A 16,043-nucleotide genomic window follows, 5' to 3' on the forward strand; every position below is an offset into this window, starting at 1 on the left:
GCAACCGCTGGTTGGGGGGAAGGACCAGAGGCTCCGCGCGTTATGGGTGGATGGGGGCCAGCTCCATGAACGCCAGGATGTCTGCTGTCACACGGCGGACGTCGTAGGTCTCCTCGGCGATCCGCCGGCCTTCCGCCCCGAAGCGGGCGATCAAGCCCCGGTCCTTGGCCAGCTTCGCCATGGCCTCGGCGAGCGCGTCGCTGTTCCGCACCGGGACGAGGAAGCCGTTGCCTCCATCCCGGACGGTGGCCCGGCAGCCGGGGGCGTCCGTGGTGACGACGGCCCGCCCCATGGACATGGCCTCGAGCACGGATCGGGGCGTCCCCTCCCCGTAGGACGGCAGCACCAGGACGTGGGCGGCGGCCAGGGCCGGGCGGACATCCCCGGTCTCGCCGAGGTATTCCACGATGCCTTCGCGGGTCCAGGCCTCCACCTGCCCCGCCTTGATCGCGTTCGGATTGCTGTCCAGGGGACCCAGGATCTGGAAGCGTGCCCCCAGGTGCCGGCCCGAGAGGATCCGGCAGGCCTGGACGTACTCGTTCAGGCCCTTGTCTCGCAGCAGCCGTCCCACGAATAGGAAAGTCACGGATCCGAGGGGGAGCGGCGACTGGACATAGTGGTCCAGATCCACGCCGGAGCCGTTGACGATCCGCCAGGGGTGGCCCTCCGGCAGCATCCCTTCGTTCCGGAAGAAGGCGAGGTCGTCCTCGTTCTGGAAGAGGACTCCCCGGCACTGGCGGAGGGCCCGCCGGTAGAAGGCCTTCACCAGGCGCCGGACCGCCCGCTCGCGGAGTCCCGAGGGGGTGCCCTGGAGCGTAGTCCCCCGGCCGGTGATCATGGCAAAACGCTGGCGGACTCCCGCCTGGCGCGCGGCCAGGGTCCCGAAGGCCACGGCCTTCACCTCGTAGGCCAGGAGGGCTTCGAGGCGCAGGTGGCGGAACAGGTTTCGCAGGCGGACGAGGCTGGCCAGGTCCCGGAGGGGATTCAGGCCCGTGCGGTCGAGGGTGATGGGAACGTAGGTGGCGCCGAGCGCCGCCAGGCTCGCCTGGATCTCGGCGGTGCCGCCCGGGGCGATGCCGTAGACCTCGTGCCCCGCCCGGGCCATCTCCGAGATGAGGTGGCCGCGGAAGTTCACCAGGTCTCTCGCCTCGCCTCCCAGCACTCCGATCCGCATCAGAGCCGGGCCGCCTGGGTCGCGAACCAGGGGACCAGCTCATCCAGGCCCTGGGCCACGGAATGGGTGGGCTCGTAGCCCAGGTGGGCCCGGATCTTGGAGAGGTCCGCCTGGGAATGCCGGATGTCACCTTCGCGGGGCGGACCGTACAGGGGGTCGCGGCGCTCGAACCCGGGATGCACGGCGGCGAGGCGCTCCACGATCATCCAGTAGAGGTTCGTGAGGGACGTGGTGCCGCCGTAGGAGACGTTGAAGACCTCGCCCAGGGCGCTCTCGGGGGCCACGCTGGCCAGGAGGTTGGCCTGGACGGCGTTGGCCACGAAGCAGAAGTCCCGGCTGGTGTCGCCGTCGCCGTGGATGGTGCAGGTCTCTCCGTCGGCCAGGGCCTGGAGCCACTTGGGCATGACCGCCGCGTAGGGTCCGTTGGGATTCTGGCGGGGACCGAAGACGTTGAAATAGCGGAAGCCGAGGGTCTTGAATCCGTAGGTCCGGGCGAAGATGGCGGCGTACTGCTCGCCGATGACCTTGGTGAGGGCGTAGGGGGAAAGGGGATGCCCGGTGCGCTCCTCGACCTTCGGCAGGCCGGCGTCGTCCCCGTAGACGGAGCTGGAGGAGGCGTACGCCATCCGCCGGACGCCGGCGTCCCGGGCGGCCACGAGCATGTTGAGGAGGCCGTCCACGTTGGACTGGTGGCTGGCGATGGGATCCTTGATGGAGCGGGGCACGGAACCGAGCGCGGCCTGGTGGAGCACGACCTCGCTGGCTTCGCAGGCCTGCCGGCAGGTGTCCAGGTCCCGGGTGTCCCCTTCGATGAAGGTGAACCGCGCCCACGCCGCCGGGGAAACCCCCTGGCGCACGTTCTCCAGGTTCCAGGGCTTCCCCGTGGAGAAGTTGTCGAGCCCGACCACGGTCTGGTCCAGCTCCAGGAGCTTCTGGAGGACGGATGAGCCGATGAACCCGGCCACGCCGGTCACGAGCCACCGCTTCGGGTGGGCCCTGAGGTCCTCGCAGAGCGCCTGGTACAGGCTCATCACAGGCTCCAGTAGGAGATGGGGTCGGGGAAGTCCGACGGCTGGAAGCAGGACTTCACGTCCACGACCACGGAGGTCGGCTTGAGGCAGGCGCGGAGGGAGGCGGGCCCGCCGTCGAGGAAGGCCTGGTGGCTGACCGCGAAGACCAGGGCATCGAGGTCATGGAAGGTCTCGAAGGGGGAGAGGTGGATCCCGTACTCCTCGTGGGTCGCCTCGTGGTCGGCAAGCGGATCATGGACCAGGGGATCGACCCCGAACTGGCGGAGCTCCTCGACGATGTCGGGCACCTTGCTGTTCCGGATGTCGTGCACGTTCTCCTTGAAGGTGAGGCCGAGGATGCCGACCTTCGCGGTCTTCACGGGGATCTGCTGCTGGATGAGCAGCTTCACGAGCTTCTGGGCCACGTAGGCGCCCATGGTGTCGTTGATGCGCCGGCCCGCGAGGATGACCTGCGGCTGGTAGCCCAGCTCCTCGGCCTTGGTGGTGAGGTAGTAGGGGTCCACGCCGATGCAGTGGCCGCCCACGAGGCCGGGGCTGAAGGGCAGGAAGTTCCACTTGGTGCGGGCCGCGGCCAGCACCTCCGCGGTGCGGATGCCCACCTTCTCGCAGATGATGGCCAGCTCGTTCATGAGCGCGATGTTGATGTCGCGCTGGGTGTTCTCGATGACCTTGGCGGTCTCCGCCACCTTGATGGAGCTGGCCTCGTGGATGCCTGCGCGGATGACGGCGCCGTAGACGCCGGCGATGGTCCGGAGGGTCGCCTCGTCCTGGCCGGACACCACCTTCACGATCTGGTCCACGGTGTGGACCTTGTCACCGGGGTTGATGCGCTCCGGCGAGTAGCCCAGCTTGAAGTCCACACCGCTCTTGAGCCCCGAGTGCTTCTCCAGCACGGGGCCGCAGATCTCCTCCGTCACGCCGGGGAAGACCGTGGATTCGTACACCACGATGGCGCCCTTGCCGAGCACCTTGCCCACGGTCTCGCTGGCCTTGAGCATGGGAGTGAGATCGGGGCGGTTCCAGCCATCGATGGGCGTGGGCACGGCCACGATGATGAAGTCGCAGCCCCGCATGTCCTCGGGGTCCGCCGTCATCTTCAGCGTCGTGCCGCAGAGGGCCGCAGGATCCGCCTCCTTGGTGCGGTCCACACCGCCCTTGAGTTCCGCGACCTTCTCGGCATGGATGTCGAACCCCACCGTGCCGGGGAACTTCTTCGCCAGCTCCAATGCGAGGGGAAGTCCGACATATCCGAGACCCACGACTGCGATGCGCATGATGCTCCACTCCCGGTGACCTAGATGGTTGACCTTTCGAGTCGTCCAATGGCTGGTGCGACGAGGCGATTATTTCTCAATCAGATGCTGGTGGCTAATGGATTTTTGATAAACCCTTGGACAGCCAGGTCCCCTGTTCGTGGATCTCATGGATCCGGCCGGAGCGGTAGGCGTACGTCATGTCTGAGACGTCCAGGCGTTCCGGGGGGCGACGGACCGGTGTCATCCACGTCCTCCCGCGGCGACTTCGTGGATGGGTGGGTGCGGCAGGCCGGCGCGAGTCCGGGCCGCCAGCTCGCCCATGGTCATGGGCGCGACGCCATAGCGGTCCCGGAGAGCCACATGGCACCGCAGCAGCTCCTCGAGGTTGGCCAGGTTTTCCTGCAGCCGGGTTCCGAAATTGTGGGGGTGCCACCAGAGGTGGAAGCTCTCTCCGGCCCGGGCCGCCGCGGTCATGGCCTTCTTGATGCGCCGCAGACGCAGGCCCTCCAGGCGTTCCAGGGAGGGGTGGATCGGGCGGAGGAATCGGCTGGAGGGGCAGTTGACCAGGCCCGCCTCTTCGCCGGGTATGAACCCGTTGGAGCCCGAGAGATTGACATAGTGGTCCACCAGGCGCGCCACGCGCCGGGAGGCGGAGTTCCCTTCGTCCACGGACTCTCGGTACATCCAGGCCTTCTCGTTGCCGCGGAAGCAGGTGAACCCGGCCTCGGCGCAAACGGGCAGGTAGTCCGAGTTGTACTGGTTCCGCGGGAACACGAAGCTGACGGGGTGGACCGTGAGGCGCTGGATGGCGGCGATGGAAGCCTCCAGGTCTGCCCGGAACTGGGCCTTGGTCTGCCCCTTCTCGAGGCAGTAGAAATGGGAGAAGGTGTGGCTCCCGAGCTCCATGCCCTCGCAGTCGAGAATCTGGCGGATCATGGACAGCCCGAAATGGTAGGGGTCGGAGCGCTCGTCGGCTCCGATCTCATCCAGGGCCAGGTAGGGATTCAATCCCTCGCGGTCGTAGGTGGGTCGCAGGTCAGGTAAGTACTCGAGGAGCTCCTCGCGCCGCTCGAAGAGCGTCATGCCCACCGCGGCCCAGGTGGCTTTGATGCCATACCGCCTGAACAATGCAAGCATGGCCGGGATGGCTTCGCGTTCCCCCAGGATGTGGTCCCCGTAGGTCTGGATGGATTGCTTGTCGCGGAGGCCCCAGAGGAGCTCGAAGTCCAAGGAGATGACAAAGGCAGGTGCCTGCTTCGGCAGGAGCTTCCGGGTCGTCGCCGACGTACGGCGGACCAGGTCCTCCCACCGCTCGATGATGCGTTCCTGGTCGTAGCGGGTGACCATGTGCTCCCGGCCGATCGCACCCATGCGGTCGCGCGCGGGGGCATCCAGGGCCATCGCGGCCAGCATCTGGTTCGCCAGGGCAGCCGGATCGCGCGGGGGAACGATCCACCCAGAGCGGCCCGGGGCGACCAGCTCCCGAACCCCCCCGACATCCGTCGCCACGACAGGAAGGCCTGATGCCAGTGCCTCCATCACGGCGTTGGGAAGGCCTTCCCAGGCCGAAGAGAGCACGAAGGCATCCGCTGCCTTCATGAGCCGCGCCACGTCGGTGCGCTTCCCGAGGAAGCGTACGGCCTGTCCCACCCCGCGCCTCTCCGCGTCCGCCCGGAGGGCGTCGATCTGCTCACCCCCTCCCGCAATGGCCAGGCGGAACCGGGGGTTGGCCGCTGCGCACCGCGCCGCCGCCTCAAGCATGGTGGGGTAGTCCTTCGCCGGATTTAGGGTTCCGACGGCGAGCCACAGGAATGCCTCCGGGGCGACGCCGAGGTCGGTCCTCACCTCTTCCCGGGGAACGGGTGAGGGGTAATCCGAGGTGAACATCCCATTCGGAATCACCAGGGTCTTCCTCGGCGTGAGGACCTTCCGCGAGACCATGTAATTGATTCCCGCCTGGGAATTCGAGACGGTCAGATCGACCAGCGGTTCCGTGATCCGGTAGACCTTTGCACGAAGCGAGGTCTTGGTGAAGGCGGTCCGGAGGGAGCCGATGATGACCGGGACGCCCGCCAATCGACCGCACACGCGGCCGATGACGTCGGAATGGTAGCTGAAGCAGATCAGCACCGAAGGCTTCCAGGCGCGCAGCTGGCGGAGGAGCCGCAGCGTCATGCGAACCGGAATGAGAGGGTGGTCCTTGAGCGTCCGGTGAGGCTCGCACGTCAGCTGGCGGATGCCAGAGGCCTGAAGTTCCTCCTCGAAGTCATTGCCAGGAAAAAGAGAGAGGATGCCCACCTTCCAGCCCCTTCGGCGCAAGGATGTGGAGATTCGGACCAGTTGGGTTTCGGCCCCCCCGCGGCCCAATTGATCGGTGAGAAACACGATGTCGTACATTCAGGCACCGGCGGGGAAGGGACGGGTCGATGGGGCGCGACGCAGGGATGCCAGCGCGGCTTCCGTGCTGCGGACGAGCGTCTCGGTGCTGAATTCCGAGCACATCCGCACGCGCTGGGCCAGGCCCTTCGCGGTGCGGGACGCTGGAGGTTCCCCCAGGAGGCGCGAGATGGCCCCCGCCAGGGCCCGATCATCGCCAGGCTCCACGACGGCCTCGGGGTCACCCACCAGCCGCTCGGAATCGCCCGCCCGGGTCGCGACACAGGGGATGCCGCAAGCCATGGCCTCGCCCAGGACATTGGGAAAGCCCTCGTCGGTCGAGGACAGGGCGAGTACGGTCAGGGCGTTATAGACGGCGGGCATGTCTGTGCACGCACCGGGCCACAGGACGCGGTCGCTGAGGCCGAGGGACTCGGCCTGCCGCTTCAGGGACTCCGAATAGCCCGCCGGCCCGCTGCCCACGCAGACGAAGCGGGCTCCAGGCCAATCACGGACAATCCGTGCCGCCGCGCGCAGGAAGGTGGGGTGGTCCTTCACCGGTTCCAGGCGGCCCACGATGCCGATGAGCGGTGCCTCCGCGGGCACGTTCCAGGCCCGGCGCTGCTCCAGGCCGCTGGGCAAAGCCGGTGTGAACCGGGTGACATCGAATCCGTTGGGGATGACCAGCATCCGGGGCGCCCGCATGCCCATGGCCTGGTGACTGGTCCGTCCCGCCTCAGAGTTGAAGATGATCAGATCCGTGAACCGGGACAGGCGGGCCGAGATCCTGAGCAGCCACCGGGACCGGCCATCCAACAGCGAAAGGTCGCTGCTGGCGCGGCGGATGCCCCAGACCACTGGCCTGCCAAGAAGGCGCCCCAGCAGCAGGGCCGGCAGGTTGGCGTCCATGTACCCATGGAGAACGTCCGGCTGGATCCGCCTCAGCAGGGCCAGCAGGCGGGGAAGCGCGGTCAGGTACCCCGCACCACCCCTGCGCTTGTGGAGGCAATGCCAGGTGCTGTCCGGAATCTCCTCCACCTCGCCCCACAGGTGGTTCTCGCCGTGCGCCTCGGGGCCATAGAACACCACGACGTGGACCTCGAACCGGCTCTTGTCCATCCCCCGCACCAGCTCGCACAGCTGCCGCTCGGCCCCGTGCGCGATCAGGGAAGGGATGAGGAACGCGACGCGGGTCCGGATCACGAGGCCCCCCTCGTTCGTTGCCTCCGAGTCATGGTCAGGATCTTCCGCGAGAGGCCCACCATCCGGTCCAGTGGGGAGAGGCGCCGGCCGCCAAGGGCCCTCGCCTCGCCGAGGGAGATCATTCTCGGTCGCAGCTGCTCCAGTCGCTTCCGGAAGAGGGGCATCCCCCCCTTGGAGAGAAGGCCGAGGTGGTAGCAGAAGGTCCACACCCCCCAGGGCATGGGCCGCATCATCGCGTACTGCTGGGGGATCCACACGGTTCCCTGGTTGTCCTGATAGGGGCCGAAGGCCAAGCCATCGCTGATGGTCCGGATCCCGAGCTCCCTCAGCGCGGCCACGGTGACCAGATCGAAGGAATGGGAAGGCGCGATCCATGCGTCTGGCCGGACCCCTTCGCGGGCGAAGATCTCCATGCCGAGCTTCAGTTTGTGAAGCTGTTCCTCGTAGGGGAGGCCGGCGAATTCGCTCTTCGATGGGAAGCCCAGGATGCCTGACTCCGAATTCACGCTGAGGTGCTGGTACCCGTGGAGGCCGATGGCCCATCCCCGCGCCTGCCAGCCACGCACCCGGTCCCAGAAGTCGGGTGCCGGCGGATCGACCATCAGCTTCGGGTCCTGATTGTCGGGAACCACCGCCAGGATCGGCTTCACACCCTGTGCGACCAGGATCTCTTCGACGGCATTCCAGGTCGACCAATCCATGGTCGGGCAGATGTCGTCGAAGCGGAGCAGATAGCGTGAACCGTCGAAGTGGGTGCTCATCGAGGGTGCTCCGGCCGGCTGGACGGGGAGGAGGTTTCTTGAGAAGAGGTCGAGCAAGGCCTTCTCGATATCCCGGGCCAGGGCTTGGTCGCTGAACCGTGTCGAGATCCGGGCCCGGCGATGTGGAGGTCGAACCGGTCCCGGTCCATCGCCCGCACCCACTGCGTCAGCCGCCGCTCGGCGACACCTGCCGCCAGGGCATTGATGAGGAACAGCACACGAGGTTTCCGAGTCATTGGGCCATCGCCCTTCGTTCGCGCAGACGCCGCCGGGCGGTCCAGAGGGGCCCCATGATGCGGTGCGTCCAGACGTATTCCGAGAACCCTTGCCAACGGTCGGACAGAGAGAGCCTCCGCCCCGCGTAGTCCTGGAGCACGGAGGGGACATCCGTCAGACGGGACGCATAGGTGCGGAGGGATTCGACAAACATCTCCAGCCGTTGCGGAGTCCAGTGGTTGTGGTGGTTGCACACGGTCCAGATACCCGCGGACCTGGGCTGGAAATCCCAAAGCTGCTGGGGTATCCAGGTGATGCCGTTGGCCTCGGTGAAAGGCCGGGGCCAGAGGCCGTCACTGATGCGGGTCAAGCCGAGGTCCGCGAGGATCGCCACAGTGGTGCGGTCGAAGGAATGGGAAGGCGCCACCCAGGCCTCGGCCCGGACGCCCTGCTGGGCGAAGATCGCCAGCCCGGATTTCAGCTTGGCCTCCTGCTCCGCCCGCGGAAGACCCGCGAACTCGCTCTGCGGAGTCAGCTTCAACATCCCGGGGTTCCTGTTCACGTAGACGTGCTGGTACCCGTGGATCGCGATGGTGTAGCCCATGGCCTGCCAGCGGCGGACACGGGCCCAGAAGTCCGCCTGGGGGGGGTCGACCATCAGTTTGCGGTCACGGTTATCGGGCACCACCGCCAGGATGGGCTTCACTCCGAACTGGACCAGACGAGCCTCGATGGCCTCCCACATGGCCCAGTTCATGGTCGGGCAGATGTCGTCGAAACGCACCAGGTAGCGGCTATCGGTCATGCGGATCGTCTCCTTCACCACGGATTCGATGGCCAAAACGGAAGCGGCAATCGGTTGGGAAGGCTGCCGGTGTCCATAGAACAGGATTCTCCAACAAGACTTCATCTACAATACATTCGGATGTCAAAAATCGATAGAATGACGTTTTGTAGTCGTGTCTATCCCTGGCCTCAGCCAGCCCCTCACCCCCTGCACGAGGAAGGAACGCATGAAGATCTGCTTTTTCATCTGGGGCCTTCGAGCCGCCGGTGCGGAGCGGGTGCTCTCCTTTCTCGCGAATGATTGGTCGGCGGGGGGGAGGCGGGTCGTGGTCCTGACCATGGAGGATGATGGGAAGGCGCCTTTCTACCACCTGGGCCCTGCCATCGAGGTGAGACCCCTGAATCTGCTGGGAGAAAGCCACAGCCTGCTCTCGGGGCTCTTCAACAACCTCCGCCGGCTCCGCAGCATTCGCAAGGCGATCCGGGAGGCCCAGCCCGACGTGCTGATCGCCTTCATCGACAAGGCCAACATCCTGGCGGTCCTGGCGTCGCGGGGGCTGGGCATCCCCGTCATCATCTCGGAGCGCACGGATCCCTCCAGGCGATCGCTCGGATGGCGCTGGGGCCTCCTGCGCGATCTGGCCTACCCCCGAGCCGACACAGTCGTCTTCCAGTCGCAGGCTGTGCTGGAGTGGTTTCCCGCCGGGGTCCGCCGGAAAGGAGTGGTCATTCCCAACCCGGTGCCCCCGCCACCACCCATTCAGGAGGGGGATCCCGGGAAGGCGTCGTCCCACCGTCTCGTGGCCATTGGAAGGTTGTTTCCCGTCAAGGGGTTCGATCTCCTCCTGAGGGCCTTTGCCCTGGTCCGGGAGAGGGCGCCCGGATGGACATTGGAGATCTGGGGCGAGGGGCCTGAGCGGAAGGCGTTGGAGGCCCAGGCCCTGGGCCTGGGTCTGTCCGGGTGCACCCGCCTTCCGGGCCTGACCGAGGATCCCTACGCGGTCCTGCGCGGGGCGGACCTGTTTGTCATGCCCTCCCGCGCCGAAGGATTCCCGAATGCCCTGGTGGAGGCGATGGCCTGCGGGCTTCCTGTGGTGTGCACGGATTTCGGGGGCGCCGCGAGGGAGATCATTCTGGACGGGGTGAATGGGCGCCTGGTGCCGCCCGAGGATCCCTCGGCCCTGGCCGAGGCCCTGGTCGCCCTGATGTCGGACCCCGCGGGCCGGGCACGCCTCTCGGCACGAGCCGGCGAGGTGGTGCAGCGGTTTTCGGGCGAGCGGGTCTTGGCCCTGTGGGAGGGCGCCATCCAGCAGGCCAGGGGCCGGAAGGTCCCCGCGGGAGGTGTCGCATGTCCAATGTGATCTTCGCCTGCTGGCGTGGTCCCCAGGGCGCGCTCAACGAGGGCGACCTGAGGCGTGTGGCGGACCGGATCACGCCCTCCAACGTGACCGGCCACCCCCATCGGGTGGTGATGGGGACCCAGGAGGGACTGTGCCTCACGGGGCCCGTGGGGGCGGCCACGGCGAGGGGAACCTCGGCTCATCTGGGAGCTTTCGCGGGTTCCTGGCCGGCTTGGCACGAGCCTGGGTCTCCTATGCCGGATGGGACCTTCGCCCTGGTCCGATCCGATGGCGGGCGGGTGGAGCTGTGCAGCGATTTCGCGGGGTCCAGGACGCTCTGGTACGTCCTCACGGAGACCCGCTTTCTCGCCTCGACATCCCAGCGGGCGCTGGTCGCTCTCATGGAGGGCCTGGAGTTCAACCGGGCGGCCTTCGCGTGGTTCCTGTCCTCGAGCACGCTCGGCCCCTCGGACGGCTGGGACCGGCGCATTCACCGCCTGCCCCAGGACGCTCGCCTGGTGCTGGATCGCCAACGGTGGACCCTGGACCTTCGCACCACCCCGATCGAGTTCAACCCCAGGCCGATGAACGCCGCGGCCTGCCGGGAGGAGCTGCTGGGGATCATGCGGGCGGCCATCCAGCGATTCGATTTCACCTCCGCGCGCTGGGCCCTGCCCCTGTCGGGAGGCTATGACAGCCGGTTCATCCTCGGGGTCCTGGTGGAAGCCGGGACGCGGCCCCCCACCATGACCTGGGGACTCGCATCCTCCCTCCACCAGCCCGGCAATGATGCCTTCATCGCCCGGAGGATCGCCTCGCACTATGGCCTCACCCATGACTACTTGCTATCGGAGCGGTCGGAGGATCCGCCAGCGGCGGTCGTGGATCAGTTCCTGGCCGCCAGCGGGGGCGCCACGGACCAGCTCTTTCCCTACCTGGATGGCCTGCGCATGTGGGCCTCCTTCGCGGCGAGCGGAATCTCGGGGGTGATCCGGGGTGACGAGGGTTTCGGCTGGATCCCCGTGAGGACCGTGCAGCACGCGAGGACCTCCGTGGGCCTGACCATGCTGGGGGATTTCCTGACGGAGGCCGAGGCCGAGGAGCTCGCGGATGGCGCACAGCGACTCCCGGAAGCGCTGGAACACCGAGTTGGCGAATCCATCCCCGCCTACCGGGACCGCCTCTACCATGGCCACCGGATCCCCGTCGGCCTCGCCGCATTGAATGATGTGAAGGCGCCCTTCGTGGAGATCGCGAGCCCGCTCCTGTCTCGCGAGGTGCTCTCCTTCGTCCGCCAGATGCCAGACGATTTGCGCACCAGCAAGGCGGCATTCAGTCAGATCGCGAGGGCCGCGGGCCCGCCGGTGCCCTATGCGACGATGGGCGCCGATGACGACCGTAGCGACTTCATACATTCGGAACCCTACCTGCGCTGGCTCCGTGAGGAACTCGAAAGTGGGACCGTCGAAGCCCTGCTTCCGGCTTCCTGGAGGGCCCGCCTCCTGGACCACCTCTCGGAGACTTCCTTTGCGCCGACCTCCAGCCGAACGGTGAGGGCCGCCCTCAAGCGGGTCATCCCCACGGCCTGGATCCGGGCCGTCAAAGCCCGGATGGGACCTGAGCTTCCGTCGTGGGGGTTCCTCGCGCTGCGCACGGCGCTGGCCAGCCGCCTGGTGCGCCTACTCGAATCGGATGCCAAGGCGATGAGGGACGCTGCTCGGTGAACCCCGGATCAGGTTGCAAAGGCTTTTAGTAAAAACACGTAAATAATAGAATTGTAAAATGTTATTAACACGTTGACGCCTTGACAGGAAACGAGAACATGGAACTATGACGAAAACCAGTGGAACTGGTCGGCTGGCTGAGCATTCGACGGGGTTCGTCACCCTGTCGAATCAGAATCTGAGATCCCTGAGACGCCCAATCTAGAGGTGGATTCCTACATGGTGGTGGTCGCATTGCGACGAGTCTGGGCCCGCCTTCCCCTGGCCGCGGCCAACCGGGGCGTGCTGAAGGCTGTGCTGACCGTCGGGTTCTTCGCGGTGGGCGTCAAGGTGGTGTCCGTCGTGAAGGAATCGGTGGTCGCGGCCGCCTTCGGGACTTCCAACGCCTTCGACGCCTTCGTGATCGCCACCCTGGCGCCCTCGGTGGCCGTCGGCCTCATCTCCAATTCCTTGAATGCCGCCCTGATCCCCACCTACATCGATGTCCGCACCAAGGAGGGGCCCGCCTCGGCGGGACGGCTCTATGCCACGGTGCTGCTGCTCAATCTCGCGCTGCTGACAGTCCTCTCCCTGGCGGTGGCCCTGACCTCGCCCCGGTGGCTGCCCATCATCGCCTCGGGGTACTCACCCGAGAAGCTGGCCTTGGCTCAGCGGCTGGTCTACTGGTCCATGCCCATGGTGGTGGCGACGGGGTTGTCCACGACCTGGGGGGCGATCCTCAACGCGCACGAGAAGTTCGGCATCGTGGCCATGGCCCCGGCACTGAATCCACTCGCGATCCTGGTTGCCCTGGCGGTGGCCTACAAGGTCTGGGGCATTGGCGCCCTGCTGGCCGGAACCCTCCTCGGAGCCGCCTTGGAAGCGGGGGTGGTCGGCGTCACCCTTTTCCGAAGGGGACACTCCCTCCTGCCCCACTGGCATGGGATGACCGGGCATGTCCAGGCTGTCCTCGCGCAGTATGGGGCCACCATCAGCGGGGCCTTCCTGATCACCTCTATGTCGCTGGTGGACCAGGGCATGGCTTCGATGCTCGGCCCCGGGAGCAACAGCGCCTTGAGCTACGGGATGAAGATCCCCACGGCCTTCGCGGGCCTGGGCATGGCGGCCTTGGGCACCGCCGTGCTGCCGCGATTCTCGCAGTTCGCCAGCGAGGAGAACTGGCTGGAATTCCGCCGGACCCTCTGGAAGTACCTTCTCATCGTGGGGGCCTTGAGCATCCTCTTGGCCTGCCTGCTTGCGGGAGGGTCCACCCTGATCACGACCATCCTCTACGAGCGGGGTCGGTTCTCGGCCCAAGATACCGGGCTCGTGTCCCGAATCCAGATGTTCTATCTGCTGCGCCTGCCGATCCCGATCACCGCCACCTTGCTGGTGCGGGCCCTCAATGCCATGCGCGCCAACCAGATCCTCGCCGCGATCGCGGTCCTGCAGGCGATCCTGAACGCGGTCCTTGACTGGGTCTTCATGCAGCGGATGGGAGCTCCGGGAATCGCGGCTTCATCCCTGGGGGTCTCCCTGGTGGCCTTCACCTGTGTCTCGGTGTCCGTCTGGTGGCTGCTAGGCAAGCGGTGCAAAGGAGCCTCGAGCCATGGCTGAAGGGGGCGCACGGATCTTCGTCGGTGGGGACATCTGCCCGATCGGGCGCATGTCCGATCCCTTTGGCAGGGGTGAATCCGACCTCGTCTTCGGCGATGTGCTCGACCTCATCCGAGGGTGCGACTTCGCCGTGGCGAACCTGGAGTGCCCGCTCGCCGAGGAGAGCCGTCGGCCGGTGCCGAAATCCGGGCCCAACCTCCGCGCGCTTCTCGGGTCAGCGGAGACCCTGCGTCGAAGCGGGTTCGGCGCCGTGGGCCTCGCCAACAACCACATCATGGATTTCGGAGAGGCCGGCTTGAAGGACACCCTGGCCGCCTGTGCCTCGGCGGATCTCGCCACCTTCGGAGCCGGCGCGTCCTTGTCGGAAGCCCGCAAGCCGCTCATCGTCACGCGGAAAGGCGTGCGCATCGCCTTCCTGGCCATCGCGGAAGATGAGCGCTGCCTGGCGACGAGCTCGCGCCCGGGGGCGAACCCCGCGGACCCGATCTGGGTCGTCCGAACCTTGGCCGAGCATCGGGGCCAGTTCGATCGACTGGTGGTCCTCCTGCACGGAGGAAACGAAGGCTTCCAGTACCCGGCGCCCTGGTTGAGGGAGACCTGCCGGTTCCTGGTGGAGCAGGGGGCCGATGTCGTGGTCTGCCAGCATTCCCACTGCGTCGGCTCCATGGAGGTCCATCAAGGCGGAACGATTCTCTATGGGCAGGGGAACTTCATCTTCGATTACGCCGATCACGGTCCGCTGGGCGGTCAGGGCCTGGGGTTGGTCCTCACCTTCCAGGATGGACAACCCGCGAAGGTGGCGTTGCATCCGATCGAGCAGGTCCCCGGTGGGAGTGGCATCCGGCGATCCTCCGAACGGGAGGCCCAGGCCCTCCTGGAGACCTTGCGGGCTCAGTCGGACGTGCTGGGAGATCCGGAACGGTACGGCCAGGTGTGGAACGCCTTCTGTGATCAGCGTCGCGCTGGGTTCCTGACGCGACTTTTCGGGTTTGGAAGATGGCTCCAGCGATTGAACCGTCGCGAATGGCTGTTCCGCCACTTGACCCCGGCTGATCTGCTCAGGATCTACAACCTGGTCAGTTGCGAAAGCCATCGGAGCGCCCTTCGGACCTCCCTCGATAACCTGATTGATCGGACGACTCCGCCGGAGGAGGGCCGAGGATGACGGTACGCCGTGCGGCCGGGCTTCCGGACCCAGGCCCGGCCCGATCCTGGGTCGCGGAGCTGTTCCAGGATGGAGAGGCGCAGAACTATGAATTGCGTGGGACCTGGGCCTTCGTGACCTGGGGGGCGATGATCACCATCGCCCTCGTTCCCTTCACGAACGTATTCGTTCCGATGACGGGCCGTCAGTATTCGATGATGAGCGTGACCCAGCTGTTCTTCTGGGCTTGCCTCCTGCTCTCGCCGAGGGTTCTCAAGCGGGGCTTTTCACCCGTCCTTGTCTGGCTGGGGGTTCTGTTCGCCACCCGGTACGTCTACGGTTCGCTGCTGTCGACCCTCCCGAACCAGATGGCTGATTCAACCCGCAACATGATCCGGCCCATGCTCTGGGCCTGGATCCTGGCTGCCGTCATGAGGGAGGACCGACTGAGGAAGCGGGCCTGCGACATCTTCGTTCTGGGTTGCACCTTGGCGGGAATCCTTCATCTGATGGGCATCGGGATCGGCGCCCCGATCGTTGAAGCGCTCGGGGAGCAGCGCGTTTCCGCCTTTGAGCTGAACCCGAATGTGCTTGGCGTCATCTACGCGACGGGCTTCGTCATTGCCATCGCCCGGGTGATCCAGCCCCGCACGGGCTATGGGTGGGTGGCGCGGCTGTTGTTCCTCGGGGCGGGCATCATCGTGATCCTGGGCCTTCTCCTGACGGGCTCACGCACGGCTGCCATCTTCGCTGCCATCGGAGTCGTGACGGTGGTGGCCATCGAAGCGCGGCGTGCGCGATGGTCCCTGCCCGCGGTTCTGGTGTCGATGATCTTCATGGGCTTGCTCGTGGGCGGAGGTCTGGCCAAGTCCATCATCGAGAAGCGATCCGAACACGCGGTGAACGCCGACATCAGCGGCGAGGACCGAGCCCGGATGGCGCCGGTGCTCATCGAGCAGTTCCTCCGCTCCCCGCTGTATGGCTTGGGCCCCGAGAATTACCGCGTGGAGCTCGGGCATCGGTCCAAGACGGGGGACTCCGACGTGGGCATCGTGGCCCACAACCAGATGGCCATGTTCGCGGTGGAAATGGGACTCTTCGGCCTCATCCCCTTTCTGATCATTTGCGGTCTGCTCCTCAGCCAAGCCTGGCGTGTCCGCGCGATGGAGGGGGGCCTGCCTTTCGCCCTGGCCCTTCCCTGCATCATCACGGCCTGCACCACCGCGAACATCGCCTTTCACTGGCATTTCTACTTCATCGCGGGGCTGGTGGCGGGTGCCTACGGCGCTCACCAGAGGCTCCAGACCTCACTCCAGACATCCACTGCCATGGAGGACGAGCCATGATCGTCGGATTGAGTGATCGGATGTGCCGGACCCCGGCGGATTGGCGGGGGGAGTTCGAAAAGGCCTGCGCCGCACTTGGTTTGGAGACGC

Annotated in this window: 12 protein-coding genes; 5 read left to right on the forward strand and 7 right to left on the reverse strand. The window is 66.5% G+C overall.

Annotation, left to right across the window (positions count from 1 at the left end; all coding sequences use genetic code 11):
* Positions 1 to 40: 40 nt before the first annotated feature.
* The 7 genes from MLE64_RS14440 to MLE64_RS14470 form a co-directional block, all read right to left on the reverse strand.
* A complete protein-coding gene (locus MLE64_RS14440) occupies positions 41 to 1,174 on the reverse strand; it encodes a glycosyltransferase family 4 protein (protein WP_243318756.1) in 1,134 nt (377 codons plus the stop codon).
* Positions 1,174 to 2,208: an SDR family oxidoreductase gene (locus tag MLE64_RS14445; protein WP_423748262.1), complete on the reverse strand. Its 1,035-nt coding sequence runs from the start codon at positions 2,206 to 2,208 to the stop codon at positions 1,174 to 1,176. The genes MLE64_RS14440 and MLE64_RS14445 overlap by 1 nt, the downstream gene beginning before the upstream one ends.
* Positions 2,205 to 3,479 (reverse strand): nucleotide sugar dehydrogenase, encoded by a 1,275-nt coding sequence (locus tag MLE64_RS14450; protein ID WP_243318760.1) that lies wholly within the window; start codon positions 3,477 to 3,479, stop codon positions 2,205 to 2,207. The genes MLE64_RS14445 and MLE64_RS14450 overlap by 4 nt, the downstream gene beginning before the upstream one ends.
* A 222-nt stretch (positions 3,480 to 3,701) precedes the next feature.
* Positions 3,702 to 5,858: a glycosyltransferase gene (locus MLE64_RS14455; RefSeq protein WP_243318762.1), complete on the reverse strand. Its 2,157-nt coding sequence runs from the start codon at positions 5,856 to 5,858 to the stop codon at positions 3,702 to 3,704.
* Positions 5,859 to 7,040, reverse strand: coding sequence for a glycosyltransferase (locus MLE64_RS14460; protein ID WP_243318764.1), 1,182 nt, complete (start codon positions 7,038 to 7,040; stop codon positions 5,859 to 5,861).
* Positions 7,037 to 7,801: a DUF2334 domain-containing protein gene (locus tag MLE64_RS14465; protein ID WP_243318766.1), complete on the reverse strand. Its 765-nt coding sequence runs from the start codon at positions 7,799 to 7,801 to the stop codon at positions 7,037 to 7,039. Before MLE64_RS14465 ends, MLE64_RS14460 begins: the two co-directional genes overlap by 4 nt.
* 232 nt (positions 7,802 to 8,033) lie before the next feature.
* Positions 8,034 to 8,822 carry a DUF2334 domain-containing protein gene (locus MLE64_RS14470; protein WP_243318768.1) on the reverse strand — a complete coding sequence of 263 codons (789 nt, stop codon included), beginning with the start codon at positions 8,820 to 8,822 and terminating at the stop codon, positions 8,034 to 8,036.
* Positions 8,823 to 9,030: 208 nt separating this feature from the next.
* Between MLE64_RS14470 and MLE64_RS14475 the strand changes: the two genes are divergently transcribed.
* From MLE64_RS14475 to MLE64_RS14495, 5 genes are all read left to right on the forward strand, one after another.
* Positions 9,031 to 10,164 carry a glycosyltransferase family 4 protein gene (locus tag MLE64_RS14475; protein ID WP_243318770.1) on the forward strand — a complete coding sequence of 378 codons (1,134 nt, stop codon included), beginning with the start codon at positions 9,031 to 9,033 and terminating at the stop codon, positions 10,162 to 10,164.
* Positions 10,152 to 11,867: an asparagine synthetase B family protein gene (locus MLE64_RS14480; RefSeq protein WP_243318772.1), complete on the forward strand. Its 1,716-nt coding sequence runs from the start codon at positions 10,152 to 10,154 to the stop codon at positions 11,865 to 11,867. Before MLE64_RS14475 ends, MLE64_RS14480 begins: the two co-directional genes overlap by 13 nt.
* Positions 11,868 to 12,086: 219 nt before the next feature.
* Positions 12,087 to 13,463: a murein biosynthesis integral membrane protein MurJ gene (murJ, locus tag MLE64_RS14485; protein WP_243318774.1), complete on the forward strand. Its 1,377-nt coding sequence runs from the start codon at positions 12,087 to 12,089 to the stop codon at positions 13,461 to 13,463.
* Positions 13,456 to 14,628, forward strand: coding sequence for a CapA family protein (locus MLE64_RS14490; RefSeq protein ID WP_279343141.1), 1,173 nt, complete (start codon positions 13,456 to 13,458; stop codon positions 14,626 to 14,628). The genes murJ and MLE64_RS14490 overlap by 8 nt, the downstream gene beginning before the upstream one ends.
* Positions 14,629 to 14,756: 128 nt before the next feature.
* On the forward strand, positions 14,757 to 15,953 hold the full coding sequence (locus MLE64_RS14495; RefSeq protein ID WP_243318779.1) for an O-antigen ligase family protein: 1,197 nt from the start codon (positions 14,757 to 14,759) through the stop codon (positions 15,951 to 15,953).
* Positions 15,954 to 16,043: the final 90 nt, after the last annotated feature.

The sequence above is a fragment of the Geothrix paludis genome, assembly GCF_022808815.1.
GTDB classification, from domain to species: domain Bacteria; phylum Acidobacteriota; class Holophagae; order Holophagales; family Holophagaceae; genus Geothrix; species Geothrix paludis.

Coding starts and splice junctions, on each gene's coding strand:
- MLE64_RS14470 (WP_243318768.1), bottom strand. CDS start 8,822: ATGACCGATAGCCGCTACCTGGTGCGTTTCGACGACATCTGCCCGACC.
- MLE64_RS14455 (WP_243318762.1), bottom strand. CDS start 5,858: ATGTACGACATCGTGTTTCTCACCGATCAATTGGGCCGCGGGGGGGCC.
- MLE64_RS14490 (WP_279343141.1), top strand. CDS start 13,456: ATGGCTGAAGGGGGCGCACGGATCTTCGTCGGTGGGGACATCTGCCCG.
- MLE64_RS14440 (WP_243318756.1), bottom strand. CDS start 1,174: ATGCGGATCGGAGTGCTGGGAGGCGAGGCGAGAGACCTGGTGAACTTC.
- MLE64_RS14495 (WP_243318779.1), top strand. CDS start 14,757: ATGATCACCATCGCCCTCGTTCCCTTCACGAACGTATTCGTTCCGATG.
- MLE64_RS14450 (WP_243318760.1), bottom strand. CDS start 3,479: ATGCGCATCGCAGTCGTGGGTCTCGGATATGTCGGACTTCCCCTCGCA.
- MLE64_RS14465 (WP_243318766.1), bottom strand. CDS start 7,801: ATGAGCACCCACTTCGACGGTTCACGCTATCTGCTCCGCTTCGACGAC.
- murJ (WP_243318774.1), top strand. CDS start 12,087: ATGGTGGTGGTCGCATTGCGACGAGTCTGGGCCCGCCTTCCCCTGGCC.
- MLE64_RS14480 (WP_243318772.1), top strand. CDS start 10,152: ATGTCCAATGTGATCTTCGCCTGCTGGCGTGGTCCCCAGGGCGCGCTC.
- MLE64_RS14475 (WP_243318770.1), top strand. CDS start 9,031: ATGAAGATCTGCTTTTTCATCTGGGGCCTTCGAGCCGCCGGTGCGGAG.